The sequence below is a fragment of the Companilactobacillus muriivasis genome (assembly GCF_036246245.1).
In the GTDB taxonomy this organism is placed as follows: Bacteria; Bacillota; Bacilli; order Lactobacillales; family Lactobacillaceae; genus Companilactobacillus; species Companilactobacillus muriivasis.
Genome location: NZ_BTTQ01000001.1, coordinates 379,983 through 402,986, shown reverse-complemented (window position 1 = coordinate 402,986; position 23,004 = coordinate 379,983). Strand labels below are relative to the sequence as shown.

Below are 23,004 nucleotides of genomic sequence, written 5' to 3'. Positions count from 1 at the left end.
GTTTATCCCTCGATTTTTTTCAATTCTTCGGCCAAATTTTCCAATGATACACTGACTTGCTCGCCAGTTGCCATGTTTTTAACACTAGCAGTATCATTTTCCAATTCTGAATCACCAATTGTTACCGTATATTTAGCATTTAGGTTGTTGGCAGTCTTGAATTGAGCTTTGATTTTTCTTTGTAGATAATCTTTATCCGCACAGAATCCAGCTCTACGTAAGCTAGAAAGAATTTTCACTGAAGCACGTTCAGCTTTTTCACCAATTGTTACTAAGTAAACATCAAGATCATTGGCACTTGGAAGATCTTCATCCTTCAAAAGCAACATCAAACGTTCCACACCAAGTCCGAAACCAATACCAGGTGTTTCTGGACCACCAAGTTCTTCAACCAAACCATTGTAACGACCACCGGCTAAGACAGTAATCTCCTTATTGTCAAATGCAGGATCAGTTACCATGAATTCAAAGATTGTGTGGTTATAATAGTCAAGGCCACGAACCATTGTTGAATCAACTTCATAGTTAATATCAAGGTCATCCAACAAATTCTTAAGATATTCAAAACGTTGTGCTGAAGCATCGTTCAAATAATCTAAGATTGATGGAGCATTAGCAACGATTTTCTTATCATTAGCATCTTTACTATCAAGAATTCTTAGTGGATTCTTTTCCAAACGGATTTTAGAATCATCACTTAATTGTTCTTTAAATGGTGTGAAATAATCAACCAAGGCTTTGTGATAAGCTGCTCTTGATTCTGGATCACCCAAAGTGTTGAGAGCAACTTTCAAATTCTTGATTCCTAAACGGTTCAAGAATTCCAAGCCAACTGAAATAATTTCTGCATCTAATTCTGGAGAATCGGAACCGAAGGCTTCGACACCGATTTGATGGAATTGACGTTGACGGCCTGATTGAGGACGTTCATATCTGAACATAGGACCCTTGTACCAAACTTTGTAAGGCTTGATGTGTTCTGGTCCATAAAGTTTATTTTCAACGTAAGCTCGAACAACACCAGCGGTTCCTTCGGGTCTCAAAGCTAAACGTCTGTCACCCTTATCTTTAAAGTCATACATTTCCTTTGAAACAATATCAGATGTATCACCTGATGATCTTTCAAAGACTTCGTATGATTCAAAGATTGGCGTTCTTATTTCTGAAAAACGATATTTATTGAAAGTATCTTGAGCGATTGATTCAACATATTGCCATTTTTGAGATTCTCCAGGCAAAATGTCCATCGTCCCTTTCGGTTTTTGATAACGCATATAATCCTCCTTAAATAAAAAACACCCTTGTCTAAATAAGACAAGGGTGCATTATGCACGGTACCACCTAGTTTTTTTGCTGCAGTTAACGCCTGCCAAACGATAAAAAGTCACACAACCAGTCGTTATCTGCTCTCAGCCACCAGATTCTCTGTAAAACGATTTACTTGATTACGAATATACTTATAAATTATCCAAAATGACCCAAATTGTCAAGTTAGTTTGGTTATGTTTACGTTTTCAAAAATATTAAAAGTTGATAGTTTATTGAAGTTTGCCGTTTCCAGAGCTGAGAGTATTCATCTGCTGCGCGGTACGGTCCGAGCCACAGTGCGGTCTCGAACCTCGGTTGAAGCCTTACCACAGACCGGTAAGTCTCCAACACGCCCGGTGGTGTAATAGCTAAGGCCATAACGCCACTTTCGCGGCTGATGAATACTCTCAGCTCTTCCAACTAATTTGTTTTTTGAATTAATAATCAAATGAAGAATTTGAAATATATAAATGATAATTGGGATTGTCACAGTAGTCTATTATATCTTCACTTTTTGGAATATTTACCTGCTGTGGGTGTGGTGTAATGGCTTCAGCCATTACACCACCAGGCGAATTTGGAGACTCGCGTGTTTTGCGAGGCTTCAAATCGAGGTTCGAGACCGCTCTTTGGCTCGGACCGGTCCGCATAGCAGGTAAATATTCCCAGTCCTGGAGATGCTCAAAAGCCAGATTTACCAATATTTTGTGCAAATTCGCAAAATTATACGAACAATAGTTCTAAAAAGGTAAAATTTATTACAAATTTACAAACATTTCTTTCAACTGGCCGCTATATTAAGTAATATATAAAGTGTACAAACGTCAGTAATTTGACAACGAAGGAATCAGTTAAATGAAAAAGACTATTAAATTTTTTATTAAAAACCGGATTCTTGTTGCTATTTTGTTATTACTCGCCCTTTCGAGTTGGTCAACAGTGGCTTTAGCAAGCGCCAATGCCGTTGTTGTGCAATCTGACTCAGTAAATGTTCGTGTCGGCCCAGGATTATCATATGCTAATATGGGTCAAGTTAAAAAAGGTGACAAGTTAGCCATCTTGGACGAAAAAAACAAATGGTATCAAGTCAGATTATCCGGAGACAAAATTGGCTGGGTCGCCAGCTGGTTGATCGACAACACAGATGTTAGTTCGGCAACCAATAAGGTCGGAATCGTCAAAGTACCTAATACAACAGTCTTCAAGAATGCCGATGCCGGCAGTAATGTTTTAGGAACAATTGAGCAATCGCAAAAAGTTACTATTATGTACCAAGAACAAGATTGGACGCAGATTCTTTATAATGGAACCGCCGGATGGGTTAAATCCAGTTTCATTCAAGGTACCCAAGAAACTTCTGGTTCAGCAAACTCTTCCAATACGTCTGACAATAACATCAAGAAAGTCACAGTCACACAACCTAATACCAAATTACGTATCGATCCAGATCAAAACGGTCGTGTCGTTAAAACTGTTAAAGTTGGTAAACAATTCGATTACTTGAGTAAGGATGGTAAATGGTACAAAGTTCGTGACGCTGACGGCTCAGTTGGCTACGTTGCTAGCTGGGTTGTAACAATTTCTGGTACCAAGAGTGCTGTTAAGTCCGCCGCAACCAATATTTCTGAAGCCACAATCGTGATTGATCCTGGTCACGGTGGTGATGATTCTGGTGCAGAATCAAAGAAGAACACTTACGAAAAGAACTTTACCCTCGCCTACGCAAAAGCGATTAAGAGTAGCCTAGAAAAAACTGGTGCTCGTGTAGTCTTAACTCGTACTGGTGATGACAGTAAATCATTAGGTGATCGAGCTCGTCTATCAAGTAAGATTCAAGCTGATGCATTTATCAGTTTGCACTTTGATTCCAGTGCTCAGGCTAATGCCGGTTCTGGTGTGACAACTTACTATTACAATAAGAGTAAAGATGGCACCCTAGCTGATGATTTGAATAGCCAGCTCAAAGGTTTGCCAATTGGTAACCGTGGTACTGCTCAAAAAGACCTTTACGTCTTACACTACAACAGTCAACCATCAGTCTTGATTGAATTAGGTTATATCAATTCAAAGACCGATTATAAACATATTAATTCCAGTGCTTATAAAGAGGCTGTTGCTACAGATGTAACTAATGGATTAAAAGAATATTTTAAATAAATTGAAAAGAACTGTCATTTATTAGTTAAATGGCAGTTCTTTTTGTTATAGTTGAAACAAATTATTAAATATTCCGTCTCCAGAGCTGGGAAATATTCTCAAGCTGTGCGGAACGGCCCGAGCCAAAGTGCGGTCTCGGACCTCGGTTTGAAGCCTTGACACAGTTCGTCAAGTCTCCAAACACGCCCGGTGGTATAAGGACGGGATAATATCCCGCCCTTATACCAATACCACGGCACACAAATATTTCCCAGCTCTTCCGACTAATTAATCGATATAAATTGAAAATATGAATACTCCAGAATCTCTACTCACTCTATTTTAGATACTAAAACAAACTTAATATAAATATTTGTAATAAATTATCAACTAGCACCATGAAAAATTTAATTAAAAATCAATCTTAAACTAAACCATATTAAATTCTAATCGGAGATTTTGCCTATGAAAGTTTACTTAATTCGCCACTCTCAGCCAGATTTTAAGCAAGTCGATCAAGCTGGTTACGTTGGATATGGGCGTGACTTGACCCGATTGACTCCCTATGGCATTAAGGTGGCTCAAAAAGCTGCACTGGACCCCATTTTTGACCAAATGCAGTTACTGTTGGTCTCGCCTTATACTAGAACCATGCAAACTGCCATGGAAATTGTCAAAGTCCACCCAGACTTACCGACACAAGTTGAATTGATGTTGCACGAATGGCGTCCTGATTTGACGGGACGTAAATTGACTGGCTATCCCCAAGTTAAAGCAGCGTATAATGATTATTTAAACAATACTCATAATTCGGGTATGAATTACGAAACTGCTGACCAAATTGTCAATCGTGTTAGCTCTGTCTTGGATAAATATAAAAAGGATTATGATTGTATTGGCTGTGTAACTCATGGACAAGTTATTCGGCGCATGAAAAACATGGATATGCAGACACAAATTCCATACTGCGGTATTTATAAGCTCGATTATTAACAAATTTGAATTTATCATACTTATCATATTTACTACTCACTGGGGGAATCAATTATCAAAAATTTCGAAAAATCACTACCTACAAAAACTAGTCGTGAACTTTACGATGAAAAACAAAAGTTACCAAAACTATTTAGAACTTACAATCGACGCCAATTTTTCGAATTACTGATTGGACTAGCTACTCTGGTAGTCCGTGGCATCGGAATTCTATTCTTAATCGCATCCCTAATGGATCTGTACTTCTTCTCAACTGTCTATAAAGTTAGAAATATGCAGACGGGTGAAACATTTTTGATGGAACGAAATGAGTGGTCACATTATCGAAAACTATATAAAGAACAAAAGAAAAGCCAAAACTAGAGCTAACAAAAAGAAGCAAGTAATTTATAAAAATTACTTGCTTCTTTTTCATTCACTATAAGGATGAACACAATCAGCCAATCTAGATTGAATATAATTGAGCTCTGTCTTTTTCAATTCACGAGCTTCCTTAATTGTTTTAACAAGTCCTAAAATAGTTTCTTTATCCATTTCATTGCCCAAATCCAAACAATACCCGTTTCGACGTAAGAAAAAGTCCATTGCGGCAATCGCTGTTTGAGTATTATATTTAGCAAAAATATCGTCAGAAATGATAGTACAGAATAAATGTGTCAAATAAACGTTCAAATTATCGAATTGATTTAAAAACTCGACGTTACTTTGAAGTCGTTTCTCACTGAAGGTAATTTCTTCACTATCTTCAATTGCCAAATGTATCGCAACGATTTGGTCGTAAGTTAATCTTTCCAGTTTGTTATCCATATTTACATCCATTAAATTATTTTTTCAATTTCCAGTAAATCGCTAACTTGATAATCAAAATCAAAGTCAACTTTTTCTGAATTCAAAAGAATTGTCTGCGCCCCAACGCTACGACCAAAGTCGATATCAATCTTACGATCACCTACGACCCAAAGGTCTTCTTTTTTGAGATCATACTTTTCAATCAAGTAATCCAACATTTCAGAATTAGGCTTACGCTTGAAATCATCGGCAACACTGACAATTTCTTTGAAATAATGTTCAATACCCAAAGATTTAGCCAATGGATAAATTGAGTCATCACGATGTGTCACAATAAATTGCATATAATGTTTCTCATCGCAATACTTCAAAATGTTCTTAATATGAGGAATCAACGTGATTTTATCATGGTAATCTTTCTCATATCGATAATAGCTGGCATAGAAGACTTTGACAGCCTGTTCTACGTCCTCTTGGTCACTCAATAATTCGGTGACAAATTTTCGTACTGAAGTCTTCTTGGCTTCTTTAAAAATCGTATCTTTCGACAAACTAATGTCAAAGTTTTCGCGTAGAGATTTTTGTGTAGCTGAGACAATCCCCGGATAACTATTGGCAATAGTATCATCAAAGTCCCAAACAATGCTTTTCATATTTATCTCTCCATTAAAATAGTCACTGGTCCATCATTGGTAAGTGATACTTGCATATCGGCACCAAATTCTCCAGTTTCAACAGTTAGACCGTACCCTCTCAATAAATCATTAAATTGATCATATCGCTTGTTTGAATCAGCAAAGTTACCAGCACCAGTAAAGCTAGGTCGATTGCCATGTTTCGTATCTGCATAAAGTGTGAATTGAGAAATAGATAAGATTTTACCATTGACGTCATTTATCGCTAAGTTCATTTTATCATCAGCATCGGAAAAGACACGCATATTTGCAATTTTGTGTGCCATATATTCGAGTGTTTCGTCGGTATCAGCGTCCGCAAAAGCTACTAACAAACAAAATCCTTGATCGATTTGACCAAGGATTTTGTCGTCAACAGTAACTTTAGCTTGAGATACTCGTTGTATTACAACTTTCATTAAGCTACCGTCCTCTTGATTTCATAGACATTCGGGATATTCTTCAATTTTGAAATAATACTATCCAAATGTTCCTTATTATTAACACCAATACTTACGTGAATAATTGCCATCTTCTCTTTATCAAGACGACCAATCACATTGTTTAGTGTATTTGTATTCGAGTTAATTACTTGCAAAACTTCATTAATCAATCCATTACGGTTAAAGGCATAAACATCCAATTCTGCTGTATAACGCTTCTCTTGGGTAACATTATCCCAACTAACTTCGATGAAGCGTTTTTTAGCATCTTCACTCTGAACGTTAGGACAATCGGCTCTATGAATTGTCAAACCACGACCCTTAGTAATGTAACCGACAATTTCATCCCCGGGAATAGGGCTACAACATTTAGCCAAACGAATCAATAAATTATCGATTCCTTGGACGGAAATGCTGGTATTAGCGTTATTACGTTCCTTTTTAAGCTTAGGACTATCAACTTGAGGTTGAGTTGTCTTGTTATCATCGGTATTAGTGATAACCTGCTCCTCAAGCTCTTTTTTCTCGGCCTCTTTCTTACGGTCAGGGTCCTCACTAACTAGCTTGTGAACCACGTTAATTGGCGAAAGCTCACCATAACCAACGGCATTGAACAATTCATCAGGTTCAGTATAGTTGAAAATCTTCATCGCAATTTCCAAATGTTTCTTATCAAGATATTTCTTACCCGATAAAGAACGATTCTTCAATTCATTTTCAATCGACTCACGGCCAAGAACAATATTTTCTTCACGATCCTTCGTTCTGAAGTAACGTTTGATTTTGTTTCTAGCACGAGACGTATAAACGACATTGACCCAATCACGACTTGGTGATGTGTTTGAGTTCGTCAGCATTTCAACGATATCGCCATTCTTGAGTTGATAATTCAAAGGCACCATTCTGCCATTGATTTTTGCACCAACAGAGTGATTTCCGACTTCAGTATGGACTTGATAGGCGAAATCAAGTGTAACCGCACCCTTTGGAAGCTCGATAACCTCACCTTCAGGTGTAAAGACGTAAACACGGTCATTAAAAATTTCACCCTTAACTGACTTCATAAAGTCGGAAGCATTGTCAGAGTTTTCTTGCAATTCCAAAATTTCACGGAAGACATCAATCTTTTGTTCATTGTCATCCAAGTGAACGCCTTCGAAATTACCTTCTTTATAAGCCCAGTGAGCGGCAACACCATATTCAGCGACTTGATGCATTTCAAAAGTTCTAATTTGAACTTCTAGTGGTTGACCACCAGGTCCGATGATTGTCGTATGTAATGATTGGTAACCATTGGCTTTAGGAACGGCAATATAATCCTTGAAACGGCCCGGAATTGGCTTCCACTTAGAGTGAATTGAACCTAGAACAGCATAACAATCCTTAACTGAATTAACGACAATTCGGATAGCTAACAAATCGTATAGTTCAGAAAATTGCTTGTGCTTATCACGCATCTTTTTATAAATTGAATAAATATGCTTAGGACGACCATAAATATCATATTTAATACCCAAAGCATCAACACTTGTCTTGATATAGTCAATTGCTTCAGCAATATAAGCCTCACGCTGATCACGTTTACTATTCATCAAATGAACAATACGGTAATACTGTTGCGGATTGATGTAATGTAACGACAAGTCCTCTAGTTCCCATTTGATCTTACTGATACCTAAACGATCGGCTAGTGGAGCGTAAATTTCCAAAGTTTCATTGGCAATTCGACGTTGTTTATCAGGACGTAATGCCTTCAAAGTTCTCATATTGTGCAAACGATCAGCCAACTTGACCATGATGACACGCAAATCTTTAGCAGTTGCTAAAAGCATCTTGCGGTGATTTTCAGCTAAAAGTTCTTGATGTGAGTGATATTTATACTTACTAATTTTGGTAACGCCATCAACGATAGTCGCAACTTGGTCGCCAAATAACTCTTGGACATCCCCCAAAGTTACATTAGTGTCTTCAACGACATCATGTAAGTAGCCAGCTGCAACAGTATATGGATCCATGTGTAATGATGCTAAAATTTGTGCCACTTGAGTTGGGTGAATAATGTAAGGTTCACCAGTCGCACGTTTTTGTTCCTTGTGCACGTAAGCCGCAAACTGATAGGACTTATTGACAAATTCGACGTGTTCCTCATTCATGTATCCACGACAAATATCTAAAACTTCTTCTGGTGTATAATCTTTAATTTTTTTCATGAAATATTCACCCCGTTACAATAAAAAGCACTCATTGAGTGCTTTTAGTTTACATATTATTATGATTACTTTATTGCTAATAAGCAATTATTTTTCTTTATCAAATAAGAAATAAATCAAAATACTTAATACTAGGTAAATTCCAGCTAAAAAGTAACCATAACGTCCGTATTTGACGAAAACACTGATAACAAATATTACTGGAAAAATAACTAAATTATAGAAAGATAAATCATATTTCTTCGAGAACCAACCAATAAAACTGGCAAACAAGATATTGATAATAAAGAATAGCCAGATGATACGGTTTGTTCTGCCCAGATGGAACAGATTAAACAAGATTGGCATGATAAATACCAATATGATTGAGATTAGTGCAATGTAAGTTGTTTTTGATTTTTCAACTTTATTCCAAATATTTTTCACGATTTGTTCCTCATTTTACAGTTAGTTCGTATTTATATGATAGCACTGATAGGAAGTACATGGGTGCTGTTTCTGCTCGCATAATACGAGGTCCTAAACCAACTGACAAGAAATCAGCTTGATTTAGAAAATCAATTTCATCTGGGGCAAAGCCACCTTCAGGTCCAAACGCACAGAGAACTGACTTAGGAGTCTCATCTAACGTCTGTGCCAAACGGCTGATTTCACCCTGTTTAGCCGACTCTTCATAAGCAACCAAGTTAGCTTCAGCCTTATATTTCAACAAATCTTGCAAGTTATCGACATAAATGACTTCAGGAATAATACGTCGCTTTGACTGTTGCGCCGCATTTTTAGCAATTTCTTGCAAACGAGCTAATTTCTTTTCGACAACATTTTTCTTCCATTTCATAATGGAATACTTGGAATCAAAGAAAATAATCGTTGTTGCTCCTAATTCAGTCGATTTTTGAGTAATCCATTCAATCTTGTCCTTTTTTGACAACGAGCAAGCCACTGTAACTGCTGCTGGCATCTCGGTGCTAGGACTGTCAACTAACTCAACAGACGTCATAATTTGTGAATTATCAATATCGATTTTAGTAATCGTCGCCGCATATAATTTTTCATTTGTATCAACTAGGTAAACAACATCGCCATTCTTATGACGCATAACTTTTGCTACATGCTTAAAAGTTTCTGGATTATCAATGGCATAATCATTCCCGCTGATAACATTTTTAACGAAGTATTGCTCCATCTTCCGCCTCGTACTCTTCTTTTCTTCTACAGATTAACGTTGACCAACCCTTCAAATGGAAAGCTTCCAAGACCATAAAGCCTTGTTCTGCCATCTGTTCAGTGATCAATGCTTCTTTTTCATTAATAATACCTGATAAAACAACAAATCCGTTAGCATTTAGGTGTCCGTCAATATCAGGAATAAATTGTTGAATTACATCAGCCAACATATTGGCAACAATCACGTCAACTTTTCCATCAACACCATCAAGCAAAGAATTCTCGAACACTTCAATATCTTCACAACCAGGATTCAATTGAATATTTTCTTTAGCAGCGCGGACAGCTTCGGGATCAAGGTCATAAGCCTTAATGTCCTTTACGCCCAACAGACGAGCTTGAATAGACAAGATACCTGAACCAGTACCAACGTCATAAAGTGAGTCAGCATCCCCCAAAATCAATTCTAGTGCTTGCATACACGAATAAGTCGTTGGGTGCGTTCCTGTTCCAAAAGACTTACCCGGATCCATAACAATGATATGTTCATCTTCGTATTTAGGTTGGTAATCAACCCAGTTAGGCACAACCGTCAGATAACGACTGATTTTCACTGGATGATAATATTGTTTCCATTCATTTTCCCAGCTACTGTCGTCTAATTCACTTACAGAAACCTCAACACCAGTAATATCAAAGCCAAATTCTGGTAACTTTTTAATTTGAACCTTTAAATCATTTAGAATTGCTTCATTATAACTATTTTCATCAAAGTATGAATTAATCTTTGTTTTAACACTATCATTTTCATCGTCAACCATTTCAGTTCCGTTAGCACCTACGCGCATAAAGACATCTGAAATAATCTCGGGATCAAAATCATTCGGAATCGCAACCGATATTTTTTTCCAAAGCATAAAAGTTCCTCCATTTTGAACTGGGAGTCGTCTCCAGGTATGAGAATAATTTAAATTTTGCATATATTGTTTAATACTAATTTAAAATCATCAGTATATATTGAATAGAAAAATAATGCATAACACAATCCATTAGCCGGAGGTTGTCAGTAATACAGTCGGCAGTGAAGGTGGCGTTAGAGCTTTAGCTCTTACACCACGGACGACTTTTGAGACGCGATTTTCGGCTCAAAAGCGAGGTTCGAGACCGACCCTTGGCTCGAACCGGTCCTCACAGCAGACTGTATTACTGACAACCGGAGGCGACCCCCACTTAATAATAAGATTACTAGAAATAGCCCACAAAAAAAAGACGTTACCGCCTTTATTTAATGAAAATATTAATTGAATTAACGAATTCTGCTTGACTAGCTTTAATTTTTGACCGCGCTTGTTCCATACTTGCTTGATTCAAAGCATTATTCTCGGTATCTAGGCAGTTGAGCGCATCAATCAAATTGATAAAATAATTGTTCAATTTTTCGGCCATTGGGCTGTTCTGTAGACTGTATTTCTCAATGTAGGAATTGCACAGCTTCATAAACCGATCAATATTTGAAAGATAATTATCAGCTAAGCGTGAATATGTTTCATATCTCAACGCTTCGCCCCTTTCGATAATTTTCATCGTCTTAAAATGTTCCATGAAGACCTCGTTGTAAGTAACAAATCTTTCTAACAGGACATTTGTTTCTAAAATACGATATCTACTTGTCATTGCTGTCATGTACTACACCTCTTTTTTTCCTTTTTTACATAATATCATATGAATATAATTATGGAAAGCATAAGTTTATATTCATATTCATATTTCTTACAAATATAATTTTCTTCGCTAACGGTGTCATATCACTACTTACATCGATTTCTATTCAAACAACAATTATTTAAAAACAAAAAAATAAGATAATTATCTATAAAATTTAGATAAATTATCTTACTTTTTGAAAATAAATTATTTGTAAGAGCGTCTTACATACGCAATTTCACTTAAGCTACTCCGTAAATCATTATTGTCCAGCGTGTTTAGGAGATTCATAAATGCAGCATAACTATATTCATCGTCATTAAATGCATCTGACAGTTTTTGCTTTAAATCAAAACTAATATATGCTTTTTGCAATCTATTATTAAATTCCTTCTCCGCTGCCCGTCTGTTATTATGATAAGTTTTTACTGAAATATTTCGGTGTTTTGGAATAATATCGTCGGGATCAGTTACTTTCCACTTTAATGACTTTTCCAATTCATTCCAAGTAAATAACGTTTTAGCAACCTTATCACCTAAATGCTCCACCATTTCAAAATTACCGTCACGTCCTGCAAACACTTCAATTTGAATGTTATTTGGTAAATTATCCAAATCATCCATGTAATCTGGATTTGTTACGATTAAACTTCCCTCGCGAATGAATACCGGAATCATGTTGCTATCTCGATAAGTTTTAATAACCGAATTTCCACGATAACGCAGATGACTGAAATAATCGATCCATTCACCTTCTGGTAGCCAAGTTTCACTGTAAGCTGACTGAGTTTGTTCATCATGTGGTCTAGTGATTGGGGAAACCAACATTTCTGAACCAAAAAAGTATTCATTCTTCATTGTATAAGCTTCGGTTTTATCCGGATAATCATAATAAAGCGGCTTGACCAAAGGAACTCCCTTGGTATGTGTTCTAAAGTTAGCCGTATCTATATATGGAACCAATTTTGTTCGTAGACGCAAAAACTCCTCTTGAGTCTCCTCAAAGTCAGCACGGTAATTCCATGGTTCTTTACCACTAAACGAATTATTCGACGAATGCAATCGATTAATTGGACTGAAGACACCAAATTGGAGCCACCGAGTCGCCAATTCAGCATCAAAACTCCCGTGCATGTGACCGCCAATATCATGACTCCACCACGTATAGCCGATATTAGCTACCGTAGCTGTGAAATATGGTTGAAAGTTTAATGACTTCCATGATATGACTGAATCTCCCGAGAATCCCAAAGGATAACGATGCGACCCTGGACCTGCATAGCGACTGAGAATTAAGCCGTTACCGTTAGTTCGTTGATTATTGTCAGTAAAATGATAATAATTCAACAACCACAACGGATCCATTTTCCGAGCAGACTTAGCAGTTCCTTGTTGCCAATCTAACCACCAGAAATCAATTCCCTCATCCTCTAATTTATGATGAACATCACTAAAATATGCTTTACGGAACTTTTCATTGGCCAAGTCAAACGATGCTGGTTCAGCTTTCTCAACATCCAAGTCCAAATCCTTCGCAACTGCCGGATAACTATCCTCGAATGCTCTTATACCGGCCGCTGGATGAACATTTACGGTGACTTTTTTGCCATCGTCATGTAGCCAATTTAATAGTTTTTGATGGTCTGGGAACAATTCTTTATTCCATGAATAACCCGTCCAACCAGAACCATACTTTTGTGGAACATCAACCTTGTGCCAATCCATATCCAATACTGAAACATTAATTGGTACTTTTTTCTGATCAAATTTTCTCATTAAAGCTTGATAACCGGCTTGAGTGTAGCGATAATATCGACTCCACCAATTACCCAAAGCAAATCTTGGCAACAATGGCGTTGGACCCGTCAAATTATAGAAATCTGTCAAAGTCTGCTGATAATTTCGACCATAACAGAATAAATAGCCATCAGTCACTGAATTATCTCGAGCTTTAAAAGAATCTGACTCTTGCAGATAAATAAACGAGTTGGAATCATCCAAATAACTGTACCCATCACGAGACATAATCCCCTTATCTAGAGGAATTGCTCCGTCAGCGTGGTCAAGCGTCCGCACAGTTCCTAGAAGATTCTGTTGGTGATCATCGTTATCCTCACCAAAATACCAACGATTTTGATAAACGGAATAGGCCTTTTTGATATCAATATAAAGTGACTCAGCCGAAAATTTTCCACCGTCATAATATAGATGAAAACCTTTCGTCTCAATCTCAATTTCATGACCGTTGGAACCACGTGAAACCTCAACTTCTGGCTCATCAAAATCCCGGTTAAGAACAGTTTGCGTCGGTCGGTCTTCAAATTTACCAGTACTATCCTCTTCAATTCTCAATAAATAATCAGTAATAACTGTAAAACGGTAGGTATTTCCTACAATTATCCTGTTCATACGACAGTCCTCCATTTACTAAAAGGTGTTTAAATTCAATTTACTTAGTCATCTAAAAATACGAAGTTTTCCTTTAATATCTATTATTAAATTACAATATCATCCATAAATATAAAATCATACGGAGGTTGTCAGTAATATAGTCCTGCTGTGGAGGTGGCGTTATGGCTTTAATCATTACACCACGGGACGAGTTTGGAGACTTAACGAACTGTGTTAAGGCTTCAAATCGAGGTTCGAGACCGTACTTTGGCTCGGACCGGTCACCATAGCGGACTATATTACTGACAACCGCAGTTACACGTATACAAAAAGCGGCACCCATGCTTAACATGAATGCCACTTTAGTTTATTACTTATCGTCATTTTGAGATACCCGATTTGGGCCATCAACAACTTTTTTTCTTAAAGATTCATTATCCTTAAATAACTTTTGAGCCTCGGATAATTTTTTAGGACTATTCTTAATTTCTTGAGAAATTTTACTAAAATCATTCTTGGCAGGATCTTCTTGATGTTTTTTGAAAAAACTCATTCTAATCGCTCCTTATCCTGTTGTAACGCTAACAATTATATAACAGTAAAAATGAAAATGAACCTGAAAATTAAAATTAATTTTCTAGCTGTTAAGGTCACTTCACTTTTAAAAATTATTAGCTTTGTTATTATATACTAAGTAAGCATTAAGTTTTAGGGGTTGAATAGAAAAAATGAGTAAAAAAAAGAAAATACAAAAAACATTAGTAGAAAAAATTCTTGATAAAGAAAAAGTTGATTACGTTCCAATGACTTTCCCAACAAAAGCCGATGGTGATACTCAAGAGCTTGTCACCGACAGCAGTACCCAAGATGGCTATAAGATTTACAAGACACTAGTTTTAACTGGTAATAAAACCGGCCCACTCGTTGGTATGTTGCCACTTGATAAACACTTGAGTTACAAAATGTTAGCTAAATTATCCGGTAATAAAAAAGTTGGAATGGTTCCTTTGAAGGATCTTATCAAAACCAGTGGCTTTGAACATGGCGCAAATAGTCCCGTCGGAATCCATTCACTGCACAATTATCCGATTTTCTTTGATAATGAAGCAGCACGTTCTGAAAAAATTATCGTTTCTGCTGGTAAAGTTGGACAGTCCGTTCTAATCGAGCCACATGCTTTAGCTAAAGCTGTCGATGCAACATTCGGTGACTTTGCTGTCGATAATCCAGAGTAAAAAAAATCGCCAATGACCAAAGTCATTGACGATTTAATTTTTTATGCAGCTTTATTGTTGTTTTTTAAATTTGAAATAGCTTTTTCAATGGTTGTACCGTTACCAAAGTTATTGCTATCGTTAACATCAACTGCGGTGAATAATTGATCTTTAAGATCTAATAAAATTCTGTATTTCATATTATTCACGCCTCCTTTACGTTCCGTATCTTTTAGAGGGTAGCGACTGATTGTTATATTACATGCCTCAACAATTAAAGTCAACGAAAGAGTCTTTCACTTGACTTTATTACGGATTTGAATAGAATTTAAGACACAATAAAAAAAGAGGAGAACTAAATGAACAACATTTGGAAGTACATTTTGGGATTCTTCATCGCCCTACTATTATTTTCATTCTTCATCCATATAATTTTGCCACTAATCGTAATTTTAGCTATTATCGGTGGTATTTATTATCTTTATAGAAGACATCAAAACAACAAATACACGCCCGATGGTCGTAAAAAGGTAAACTAGTTTTATGGTTGGCCGCCTCCGGCTAAGTTAACTTTAGAGTATTTTGTTGTCTTTGCTGAATATTTAATTAATATAAAATCAAAAAACACGAGCCAGTAATCTTATTAAGTTAAAGATTACTGGCTCTTTTCATGTATTCAATTTTAATTAAATCATATATGACAAAATATCATTCCCATTAAAACAATAATATTCATCCTAAAAATACACTAGCGTTCGGGTGCGAGGGATTGAGCTAGCAGTGATAGTGTTGTTAGGCCGGCGATTTTCCGGTCTTACAACACAGGACGTATTTTGAGATTTGCGGTCTTTGCAAAGCTCAAAATCGAGGTTCGAGACCGCACTTCGGCTCGAACCGGTCCCACAGCAGACTCAATCCCTCGCACCCGAAGGCGGCATTATCTATTAGGTCGATCAATATCAGCAGTAGCCGAAATCAACAATAAAACTGCTCCAGCAACTGCAGCTGATATTAAATTAGAATTGCTGAACCACTTGAAAATAAAACCCAATACAGCAACAACTAATAATAAAATCCCCAACCAACGGTCTAATTTCATTAATAAATTCATTTTGCACGTCCTTTTATTATTAATTTTGAATAAAGAATACTAAAATAGAATGTGATACGATTATTATTAATATTATACATTATCTTGGAGGACTAAAAATGGATAAAGCACAAAGACTAGGTGTTTTGGATGATTTAATCAAGTTGGAAACGGTCAACGGTAATGAGGAAATCGTGGCCCACTACCTAAAAGATTTATTTGAAAAGAATGGCATTGAAACTGAAGTTAACGAATACGCCGATAATCGGACTAACCTTATTGCTACTATCAAAAAAGGTGATGGTAAATTCTTAGGTTTCACAGGTCATGAAGATGTTGTTGGTACAGTTGACAATGACAAATGGAATTATGGTCCCTTCAATCCTAAACATATTGATGGCAAAATCTTTGGTCGTGGCACATCTGACATGAAAGGTGGATTAGCTGGAATGGCTATCGCCTTGATTGAATTAAACGAAGATCCTAATTTCAAAGGCAACATTAAATTTATTGCAACTGTTGGTGAAGAAGTTGGTGAACTTGGTGCCGCAAAGCTTTCTGAAGAAGGTTATGTCGATGATGTTAGTGCTTTAGTCGTTGGCGAACCAAGTAACTCATCTTCACGTTTAGTTTTGGAAAAATTAGTAGGTGCTGGACTCATTGAAACTAATGGTCAAAAACCAGAATCACGTATGGCTGCCTTCTGTGCTCACAAAGGTTCAGTAACTTACAAAGTTATTTCTCACGGACGTGCTGCCCACAGTTCAATGCCTGAGGTTGGGATCAACGCCCTAGACAACTTAGTGGCTTACTACAACAAGCAAGCTGATTACTTCAAGGATATTGTTAAAGCTGAAGATGATGTTCTCGGTACAACTAAGCCATCAGTCACAATTATGAATGCTGGTAAACAAGAAAATACCATCCCTGATTACGCTGAAATGACTGTTAAAATCAGAACTATCCCTGAATATAACAATGACAAAATTATTGGTGAATTGAAGGAAATTATCGACCAGATGAACCAAGCTGACCCAAGAATGAATTTGGAATTCCAACTATCAAGTAGCAACTGGCCCGTTAAGACCGATATTGATTCCGACTTCATCAAGCTTGTTCGTGAAAGTTACAAGGACGTTTTAGGTATTAACATTTTGACTGTCGGTGCGCCCGGTGGAACAGATGCTTCTCAATTTATCAAAGCAAATCAAGATTTGGACGTTGTTGTTGCTGGTCCCGGAAATGAATCAGCTCACCAAATTAATGAATTTGTCTTTGAAGATGATTATTTGAAATATATCGATATTTACAAGACACTTGCTAATAAGTATTTTGCTTAATAAATTGTAAAAAGCTAACCTTAACGGCTAGCTTTTTTTAAATACTCGACTAATTTGTTTTCAGTTCCATTCTCAAAAATATATTCCAAAACATCTTCTTTACGATAAATTGAATTTAAAAACTTGTCATCTAACCCATCTAAAATATTAACCATATTTGTTTGAGCTAGTTGTTTTATATTTTGTTGCATTGTCGCATCATATTCTTTACGTTTAGAAGAATCTTCTGGATAGCCAACGTTCATTGGTCCATCGAATAACTTTTCCAAAGTGAACTTCAAATTCAATTCGCCGGACCAGCCAAAGTTCAAACCCAATGGAACTGAAGCACAATTTCCGTGATTAATCCGTCCAAAAAGATAAGCATCGCTTGGCGTAGGCAAATATCCACAAGTCACGTTTGGCAAGCTGTTGCAGGCAATATCCATTCCATTTCCGGAACTACAACCAGTTACAACATAGTCCACTGCTTTACTATTTAACAATAATCCTACCAAAACCGAGACTTGAACATACGACAAAATCGGATCACCCTCAAAAACGCCGAAGTTAATTACCTCATCTGAATCACTAACAGCAGCTTGAGTGGCCTCAAAAAGTACCTCATTCCTACTCATCCGTGTAGTTTCTTGAATTACTGCAATTTTCAAAATTAAGACATCCTTTCTCTCAAAAATGTATTTAATAACAATAATAATTACTTATTCAAGCATATTATAAATTATTTTATTATTAGTTGTGACCACAAATGTACAATTTTATTGTCAATAATTGACAACTACAAAAAAACGGATTACCTCAAAAAATTAGGTAATCCGTTTTTTTAGTTATTTCGATATTCATTTAAAATATCTGGCCAATCAGTCTGAATGGCATTGATTCCAAGCTTCAAGATTTTATCCCAGCTCTGATCAGTCCCCTCCAATAGAGCTAGATTATCATCTAACCCGCCGAACAAATTGGTCTTATCATTCAATTTAATACTATTACACAAAAACATATAATCGCCATTGCGATATTCGTCAAACTTCGCTGACTTAATAAAATCAAAATCATTACCCTTTTCAAGAATTTCAAATCCGACAATATTCAAATTAGGATACTCAGCCAAAATCTTCAATTCATCCAAATTCGAAATGATTGGGAAATATAGGTATTGAATCTGATGATTATTCAATTTCTTCAAATATTCACGTTTGACTGGTGACTTCAAAACAAAGTACTCATGCATTTCAGAATACTTATCTAACTCTGGTAAAAATGTATCCCAGTAATCCCAAGACCGATCAATGTTCAAAAATATTTCATGATCAATATGATTATAAAAATAATCGAACGTTTCAACCTGCTTAGTTATTTTTTCACCTAAAGCATTTCGAAAATGTTTTGCTTGAATCTCAGTCGTCGAAAATGTTCTGATATTACGTGATTCATTCAATAACCGTGCTTCCCCACCATCGTGAAAAATGAAGAAGTCACCATCAGTTGACATTGAAATATCCGTTTCAACAATATCAGCATGTTGGAGTAATGATACTTTTACTGCATCACTGGTATTTTCAACAATATTTCCACCATGAGATCCACGATGAACTAATATTAAAAATTTATTGCTATGTAGTTTTTCTATAAATTTATTCTTATTAACTCTCATTTTTTATCTTTCTACTATTGAATAGATTCTTTATCACATTTTTACCATCCGCATAAACAAAGAAGAAGACCAATGAATTAATTGTCATCAGCAGAACTGAATAAACAAAGTTCAAAGCGATTCCTTCGATTCCTGATTCGGAACTGGAATTACTTCTGATAACAACACCAACTGGTTTAGCAATCGGATTATATAGGAAAACGGACAAGTCATAGTCACTCAATTTACCGTTAAAATTAATCGCCAACATTGCCAATACTGTCGGCAAAATAATTGGTAAAACAATTTTAATATATGAATATAACGGCTTAGCTCCTAGAATTTTAGCAGCATCTTCTAGTGATTGATCCACACCATAATAAGAGGCTTTCAAAAATCTGAATGTCTTGGGCATCAGCACAACCACGTAAGCAATCAACATGATTACCAATGAACCTGTCAGAACATTATTAAAAACGATTCCATGTGGATGTGAGTATGTCATGACCATCCCTAGCGCAAACATCAACCCCGGAAATACCCAAGGTATATGGATCAACATTTCTAAAATGGTTGAGAATCGATTGCGATTTTTGAAGATAAACCTAGCAACAATCATCATCATCAAGACAACGATAATTGAGGCTGCTGTTGCATAAAATACACTGGTCACGAATGGTCGATAAGCCGTATCGCTCGTCAAAATCAATTTGTAATTTTCCAAACTAAAACTCTTCAAGGTCAAATGTCTTGAGGAAATAGTTTGATAATCAGTGAATGAGAACAACAACACAACTAACAGCGGCGCTACATTGATGAATGCAAACGCATAGGCTGTTAAATGAGCCAATAAATTGAAAGGCTTGCTGTGAATACGAACTCGTTTAATTGTTGTTTTAACTTTTGAAATGGACAGAAAGTTACCTTTTCGTTCGTTTCGCTGAATAACGTACAACAATACCAATTGCATTAATCCTAGGAAGAATGACAAAACGGCTGCCAGGGTTCTCGATGATGGACGTTGGGTAAAGGTCAATATCAACGGACTAATAGTTTCAAAGCTTCGGCCACCAATCATCAAAGGTGCTGCCATGGCCATTAGACCAGTTTGGAATAGCAAAATGGTACAAGTTAAGAAGATCGGCTTTAATGTAGGGAAGACCACTTTCAACAGAATCTTAAAATCAGTTTCACCCAATCCTCTGGCCGCTTCGATTGTTTGATAATCAATATTGGTGAATGCGTTTCTAAAAAAGATCATATAAGTTGACGTACAGGCAAACGACATCAAGAATAGCACAGCTCCATAACCACGAAACCAAGTTGGATTCATGTGTGGAAATACCGTCAACAAAGTAGTGGTAATGAACCCTCTGGAACCATAAGTAAACATGTATCCATTAGCCAACATAACCCCACCAAATACTAGCGGAATCATATATGCCACTTTAATTAACTTACGACCTCTAATTTCAAAATACTCCAAGAACAATACTTCCAAAATACCAATAATTGTCGTTGTTATTGGTAAAGTCACTGCTAATAAAAAGGAATTCTTGATACCTCTGACAGCACGTTGAGAACTGATAATTGCCTGCAATCGTTCTGTTGAAACCCCATCAGCTGAGAAAAATACTGATTTAAGAATCGAGAAGTTGGGAACGATGACAAACGCCAAAATGAACCATAAAAATATAGCTAAGAAAAGCCAGATTCCCACGTTGAATTTTTTTAGTCTAATCATACCGATTGAACCTCGTCTGAATAGTTTAAAATATCATCCAAATTAACAAACACTGACACTTCATCGCCGATTTCAAACATCTCGGTATTACTTTCACTTTGGAAAGACAAGAATTCCACGCCATTAACGTCAATTTTATAGTAGGCATACATCCCATAGAATTCTTTAGAGACAATCTCACCATTGATCAAACTGCGCTTTTCTTTAGATAGAAAAACTTTTTCCGGACGAATATAAAATTTCTGTGAATTTTCAAAACGCTTGGCATTCAATCCGATATTTTCCAAATCAGCCTCTGAGAAATAATTGGCATCCCCAATAAACTTACAGACAAATTCTGTTGCCGAGTGATTGTAAATCTCATCGGGTGTACCAATTTGATCTAATTTTCCCTGATTGAAAACAGCAATTCGATCAGACAGCATCAATGCCTCTTCTTGATCATGCGTTACATATACCATCGTAATGTCATATTTCTTTTGAAAATCACGAATATCTTTACGCAATGATTTTCTCAATTTAGCATCCAAGTTAGACAGCGGTTCATCCATAACAAGAATCTTCGGTTTCTTAGCCAAAGCACGCGCAATTGCCACACGTTGTTGTTGACCACCAGACATGTTAGAAACATTCTTTGCCAACTGTTCCTTAGTCAGATCAACCATGGCAGCCAATTCAGCAACACGCTCGGCAATATATTCCTTGGATTGCTTTTCAACTTTCAATCCAAAAGCAATATTTTCATACGCTGACATACTAGGGAACAATGCATAACTTTGGAAAACCATCCCCACTTGTCGTTCATGAACGGGAACGTCAGTAATATCTTCATCGTCAATCGTAATCACACCATTGCTAGTCTTTAAGAAACCTGCCAAAGCACGCAAGGTAGTCGTTTTACCGCAACCAGATGGTCCTAATAATGTAAAGAATTCACCCTCTTTAACATCAAAAGTCAAATCCGGTATCGCCACGAAGTCGTCATATTTAATTTGGATATTTTTAAACGTAATCATCGATTTATTGCTCCTATTTCAAAATATTCAATTCAATATTTTCGGCCCACTTGGCTGTATGATCATTAACAAAACTGTAGTCAAGATCTTGTGCTTTTGTTTCATCCATTACTTCTTTAACACGTTTATTCATTGATGATTGTGCATCTTTATTTACTGGTGCTGTACCGAACTTCTTAGCCCATTTGCCTTGGAATTCAGCAGTTCCCAACCAGTCAACAAATTTTTTAGCACTGGCACTAACATGTTTCTTCTTCAAAATACCGACTTGTTCAACTGTTTGTGGTACGCCATATGGAGGATTTACAACACCCAATTTAACGCCAAGTTTTTGTTCAACAACTGGAATGTTACTTAGGAATGTGTATGAATAGTCAACGTCACCATTAGCTAAAGCCGCAACTTCTGTTTGACCTTCTGATAAAATAGCACCATTCTTGAAGAATTTATCGAGATTCTTCCATCCCTTATCTGAGATACCTAACTTACCTTTTTTATCTTGGAAATTCATTAATTGTGTGTAAACAACGGCATTAGAAGTTGCTCCACCCAGGTTAGTTGGTACAATATACTTACCTTTTAAGCTACTTGTTGTATAAAGGTCTTTCCAATCTTTAATTGCTTTGTCTTTTTTAATCTTATCTGAGTTATAAATCATAAATACACGTTGTTCTGATAATGGTGAGAATTTTGAATCCTTGTCGATCAATTTCTTATCAACCTTATCAAGCCACTTAGGAGAGTATGCTGAAAGCATGCCTTTTTTCTTAAGTGTTGTGAACATCATTTGATTCATACCGAAAGTTACATCGGCAACTGGTGCATCTTTTTCAGCAATAAGACGATTGAATAAGTCATTACCACCAAGATCCACAACTTCTAATTTAAAACCTTTCTTTTTGGCTTCTTCTTTCAAGAAGTCCCCACGTCCGTTACTGACTGAGTTAGAATAAACGACAATTTTCTCGTTCTTTTCTCCCTTAGATGAGTCCTTACTTGCACTTTGGCTAGTTTTGTTTGCCCCACAACCTGCCAAAATACCTAAAAATAGTGCAGAAACAAAGAATATTTTAAAAATGTTCTTCACAATCTGTTCTCCCTTATAATGTTTCAATATTTTTTCACCCAAAATTGAAACGTTTTAATTTTAGA

24 protein-coding genes are annotated in these 23,004 nt (G+C 36.4%); 5 read left to right on the top strand and 19 right to left on the bottom strand.

Annotated features, from left to right (window positions below; genetic code table 11):
- Nucleotides 1-2: 2 nt before the first annotated feature.
- Nucleotides 3-1,274: a histidine--tRNA ligase gene (hisS, locus tag AAA923_RS02055; RefSeq protein ID WP_338214307.1), complete on the bottom strand. Its 1,272-nt coding sequence runs from the start codon at nucleotides 1,272-1,274 to the stop codon at nucleotides 3-5.
- Between the two features lie 471 nt (nucleotides 1,275-1,745).
- Nucleotides 1,746-1,868, bottom strand: coding sequence for a hypothetical protein (locus AAA923_RS02050; RefSeq protein WP_338214306.1), 123 nt, complete (start codon nucleotides 1,866-1,868; stop codon nucleotides 1,746-1,748).
- Between the two features lie 295 nt (nucleotides 1,869-2,163).
- On the opposite strand from AAA923_RS02050, the gene AAA923_RS02045 reads away from it, so the two are divergent.
- Nucleotides 2,164-3,465, top strand: a complete 1,302-nt coding sequence (locus tag AAA923_RS02045; protein ID WP_338214305.1) for an N-acetylmuramoyl-L-alanine amidase family protein — start codon at nucleotides 2,164-2,166, stop codon at nucleotides 3,463-3,465.
- Between the two features lie 444 nt (nucleotides 3,466-3,909).
- Entirely contained in the window at nucleotides 3,910-4,437 is a 528-nt protein-coding gene (locus tag AAA923_RS02040) for a histidine phosphatase family protein (protein WP_338214304.1), read from the top strand.
- Between the two features lie 411 nt (nucleotides 4,438-4,848).
- Here AAA923_RS02040 and AAA923_RS02035 read toward each other — a convergent pair whose 3' ends face one another.
- From AAA923_RS02035 to AAA923_RS01990, 10 genes are all read right to left on the bottom strand, one after another.
- Nucleotides 4,849-5,244 carry a hypothetical protein gene (locus AAA923_RS02035; protein WP_338214303.1) on the bottom strand — a complete coding sequence of 132 codons (396 nt, stop codon included), beginning with the start codon at nucleotides 5,242-5,244 and terminating at the stop codon, nucleotides 4,849-4,851.
- Between the two features lie 11 nt (nucleotides 5,245-5,255).
- Nucleotides 5,256-5,879, bottom strand: a complete 624-nt coding sequence (locus AAA923_RS02030; RefSeq protein ID WP_338214302.1) for an HAD-IA family hydrolase — start codon at nucleotides 5,877-5,879, stop codon at nucleotides 5,256-5,258.
- Nucleotides 5,880-5,881: 2 nt separating this feature from the next.
- Nucleotides 5,882-6,319: a D-aminoacyl-tRNA deacylase gene (gene dtd, locus AAA923_RS02025; protein WP_338214301.1), complete on the bottom strand. Its 438-nt coding sequence runs from the start codon at nucleotides 6,317-6,319 to the stop codon at nucleotides 5,882-5,884.
- Complete coding sequence (locus AAA923_RS02020; protein ID WP_338214300.1) at nucleotides 6,319-8,553, bottom strand: RelA/SpoT family protein; 2,235 nt, start codon at nucleotides 8,551-8,553, stop codon at nucleotides 6,319-6,321. Before AAA923_RS02020 ends, dtd begins: the two co-directional genes overlap by 1 nt.
- Nucleotides 8,554-8,640: 87 nt before the next feature.
- A complete protein-coding gene (locus AAA923_RS02015; protein ID WP_041501079.1) occupies nucleotides 8,641-8,979 on the bottom strand; it encodes a hypothetical protein in 339 nt (112 codons plus the stop codon).
- A 10-nt stretch (nucleotides 8,980-8,989) separates the two neighbouring features.
- Nucleotides 8,990-9,739 carry an RsmE family RNA methyltransferase gene (locus AAA923_RS02010; RefSeq protein WP_338214299.1) on the bottom strand — a complete coding sequence of 250 codons (750 nt, stop codon included), beginning with the start codon at nucleotides 9,737-9,739 and terminating at the stop codon, nucleotides 8,990-8,992.
- Nucleotides 9,720-10,637, bottom strand: a complete 918-nt coding sequence (prmA, locus tag AAA923_RS02005) for a 50S ribosomal protein L11 methyltransferase (RefSeq protein WP_338214298.1) — start codon at nucleotides 10,635-10,637, stop codon at nucleotides 9,720-9,722. Before prmA ends, AAA923_RS02010 begins: the two co-directional genes overlap by 20 nt.
- A gap of 364 nt (nucleotides 10,638-11,001) precedes the next feature.
- Nucleotides 11,002-11,403 carry a hypothetical protein gene (locus tag AAA923_RS02000; protein ID WP_338214297.1) on the bottom strand — a complete coding sequence of 134 codons (402 nt, stop codon included), beginning with the start codon at nucleotides 11,401-11,403 and terminating at the stop codon, nucleotides 11,002-11,004.
- Nucleotides 11,404-11,631: 228 nt separating this feature from the next.
- Nucleotides 11,632-13,833, bottom strand: coding sequence for a glycoside hydrolase family 31 protein (locus AAA923_RS01995; protein ID WP_338214296.1), 2,202 nt, complete (start codon nucleotides 13,831-13,833; stop codon nucleotides 11,632-11,634).
- A 352-nt stretch (nucleotides 13,834-14,185) separates the two neighbouring features.
- Nucleotides 14,186-14,368: a hypothetical protein gene (locus AAA923_RS01990; protein ID WP_041501866.1), complete on the bottom strand. Its 183-nt coding sequence runs from the start codon at nucleotides 14,366-14,368 to the stop codon at nucleotides 14,186-14,188.
- Nucleotides 14,369-14,543: 175 nt separating this feature from the next.
- Between AAA923_RS01990 and AAA923_RS01985 the strand changes: the two genes are divergently transcribed.
- Nucleotides 14,544-15,050: an aminoacyl-tRNA deacylase gene (locus AAA923_RS01985; protein WP_338214295.1), complete on the top strand. Its 507-nt coding sequence runs from the start codon at nucleotides 14,544-14,546 to the stop codon at nucleotides 15,048-15,050.
- Between the two features lie 41 nt (nucleotides 15,051-15,091).
- On the opposite strand, the gene AAA923_RS01980 is transcribed toward AAA923_RS01985, so the two are convergent.
- Nucleotides 15,092-15,229 carry a hypothetical protein gene (locus AAA923_RS01980; protein ID WP_166667201.1) on the bottom strand — a complete coding sequence of 46 codons (138 nt, stop codon included), beginning with the start codon at nucleotides 15,227-15,229 and terminating at the stop codon, nucleotides 15,092-15,094.
- Nucleotides 15,230-15,388: 159 nt separating this feature from the next.
- On the opposite strand from AAA923_RS01980, the gene AAA923_RS01975 reads away from it, so the two are divergent.
- The gene (locus AAA923_RS01975; RefSeq protein ID WP_338214294.1) at nucleotides 15,389-15,568 is read left to right on the top strand and encodes a hypothetical protein; all 180 of its coding nucleotides are present in this window, start codon (nucleotides 15,389-15,391) and stop codon (nucleotides 15,566-15,568) included.
- 398 nt (nucleotides 15,569-15,966) lie between these two features.
- Here AAA923_RS01975 and AAA923_RS01970 read toward each other — a convergent pair whose 3' ends face one another.
- Nucleotides 15,967-16,140 (bottom strand): hypothetical protein, encoded by a 174-nt coding sequence (locus tag AAA923_RS01970; protein WP_338214293.1) that lies wholly within the window; start codon nucleotides 16,138-16,140, stop codon nucleotides 15,967-15,969.
- 98 nt (nucleotides 16,141-16,238) lie between these two features.
- On the opposite strand from AAA923_RS01970, the gene AAA923_RS01965 reads away from it, so the two are divergent.
- Complete coding sequence (locus AAA923_RS01965; RefSeq protein ID WP_338214292.1) at nucleotides 16,239-17,459, top strand: M20/M25/M40 family metallo-hydrolase; 1,221 nt, start codon at nucleotides 16,239-16,241, stop codon at nucleotides 17,457-17,459.
- A 20-nt stretch (nucleotides 17,460-17,479) separates the two neighbouring features.
- Here AAA923_RS01965 and AAA923_RS01960 read toward each other — a convergent pair whose 3' ends face one another.
- The 5 genes from AAA923_RS01960 to AAA923_RS01940 all read right to left on the bottom strand — a co-directional run bounded on the left by AAA923_RS01960 (nucleotide 17,480) and on the right by AAA923_RS01940 (nucleotide 22,939).
- Nucleotides 17,480-18,109 (bottom strand): RpiB/LacA/LacB family sugar-phosphate isomerase, encoded by a 630-nt coding sequence (locus tag AAA923_RS01960; RefSeq protein ID WP_338214291.1) that lies wholly within the window; start codon nucleotides 18,107-18,109, stop codon nucleotides 17,480-17,482.
- Between the two features lie 173 nt (nucleotides 18,110-18,282).
- The gene (locus AAA923_RS01955) at nucleotides 18,283-19,113 is read right to left on the bottom strand and encodes a glycerophosphodiester phosphodiesterase family protein (protein WP_338214290.1); all 831 of its coding nucleotides are present in this window, start codon (nucleotides 19,111-19,113) and stop codon (nucleotides 18,283-18,285) included.
- Nucleotides 19,103-20,836, bottom strand: a complete 1,734-nt coding sequence (locus tag AAA923_RS01950) for an ABC transporter permease (RefSeq protein WP_338214289.1) — start codon at nucleotides 20,834-20,836, stop codon at nucleotides 19,103-19,105. Before AAA923_RS01950 ends, AAA923_RS01955 begins: the two co-directional genes overlap by 11 nt.
- A complete protein-coding gene (locus AAA923_RS01945; protein ID WP_338214287.1) occupies nucleotides 20,833-21,852 on the bottom strand; it encodes an ABC transporter ATP-binding protein in 1,020 nt (339 codons plus the stop codon). The genes AAA923_RS01950 and AAA923_RS01945 overlap by 4 nt, the downstream gene beginning before the upstream one ends.
- Nucleotides 21,853-21,865: 13 nt before the next feature.
- Nucleotides 21,866-22,939 (bottom strand): extracellular solute-binding protein, encoded by a 1,074-nt coding sequence (locus AAA923_RS01940; RefSeq protein ID WP_338214286.1) that lies wholly within the window; start codon nucleotides 22,937-22,939, stop codon nucleotides 21,866-21,868.
- Nucleotides 22,940-23,004 lie beyond the last annotated feature (65 nt).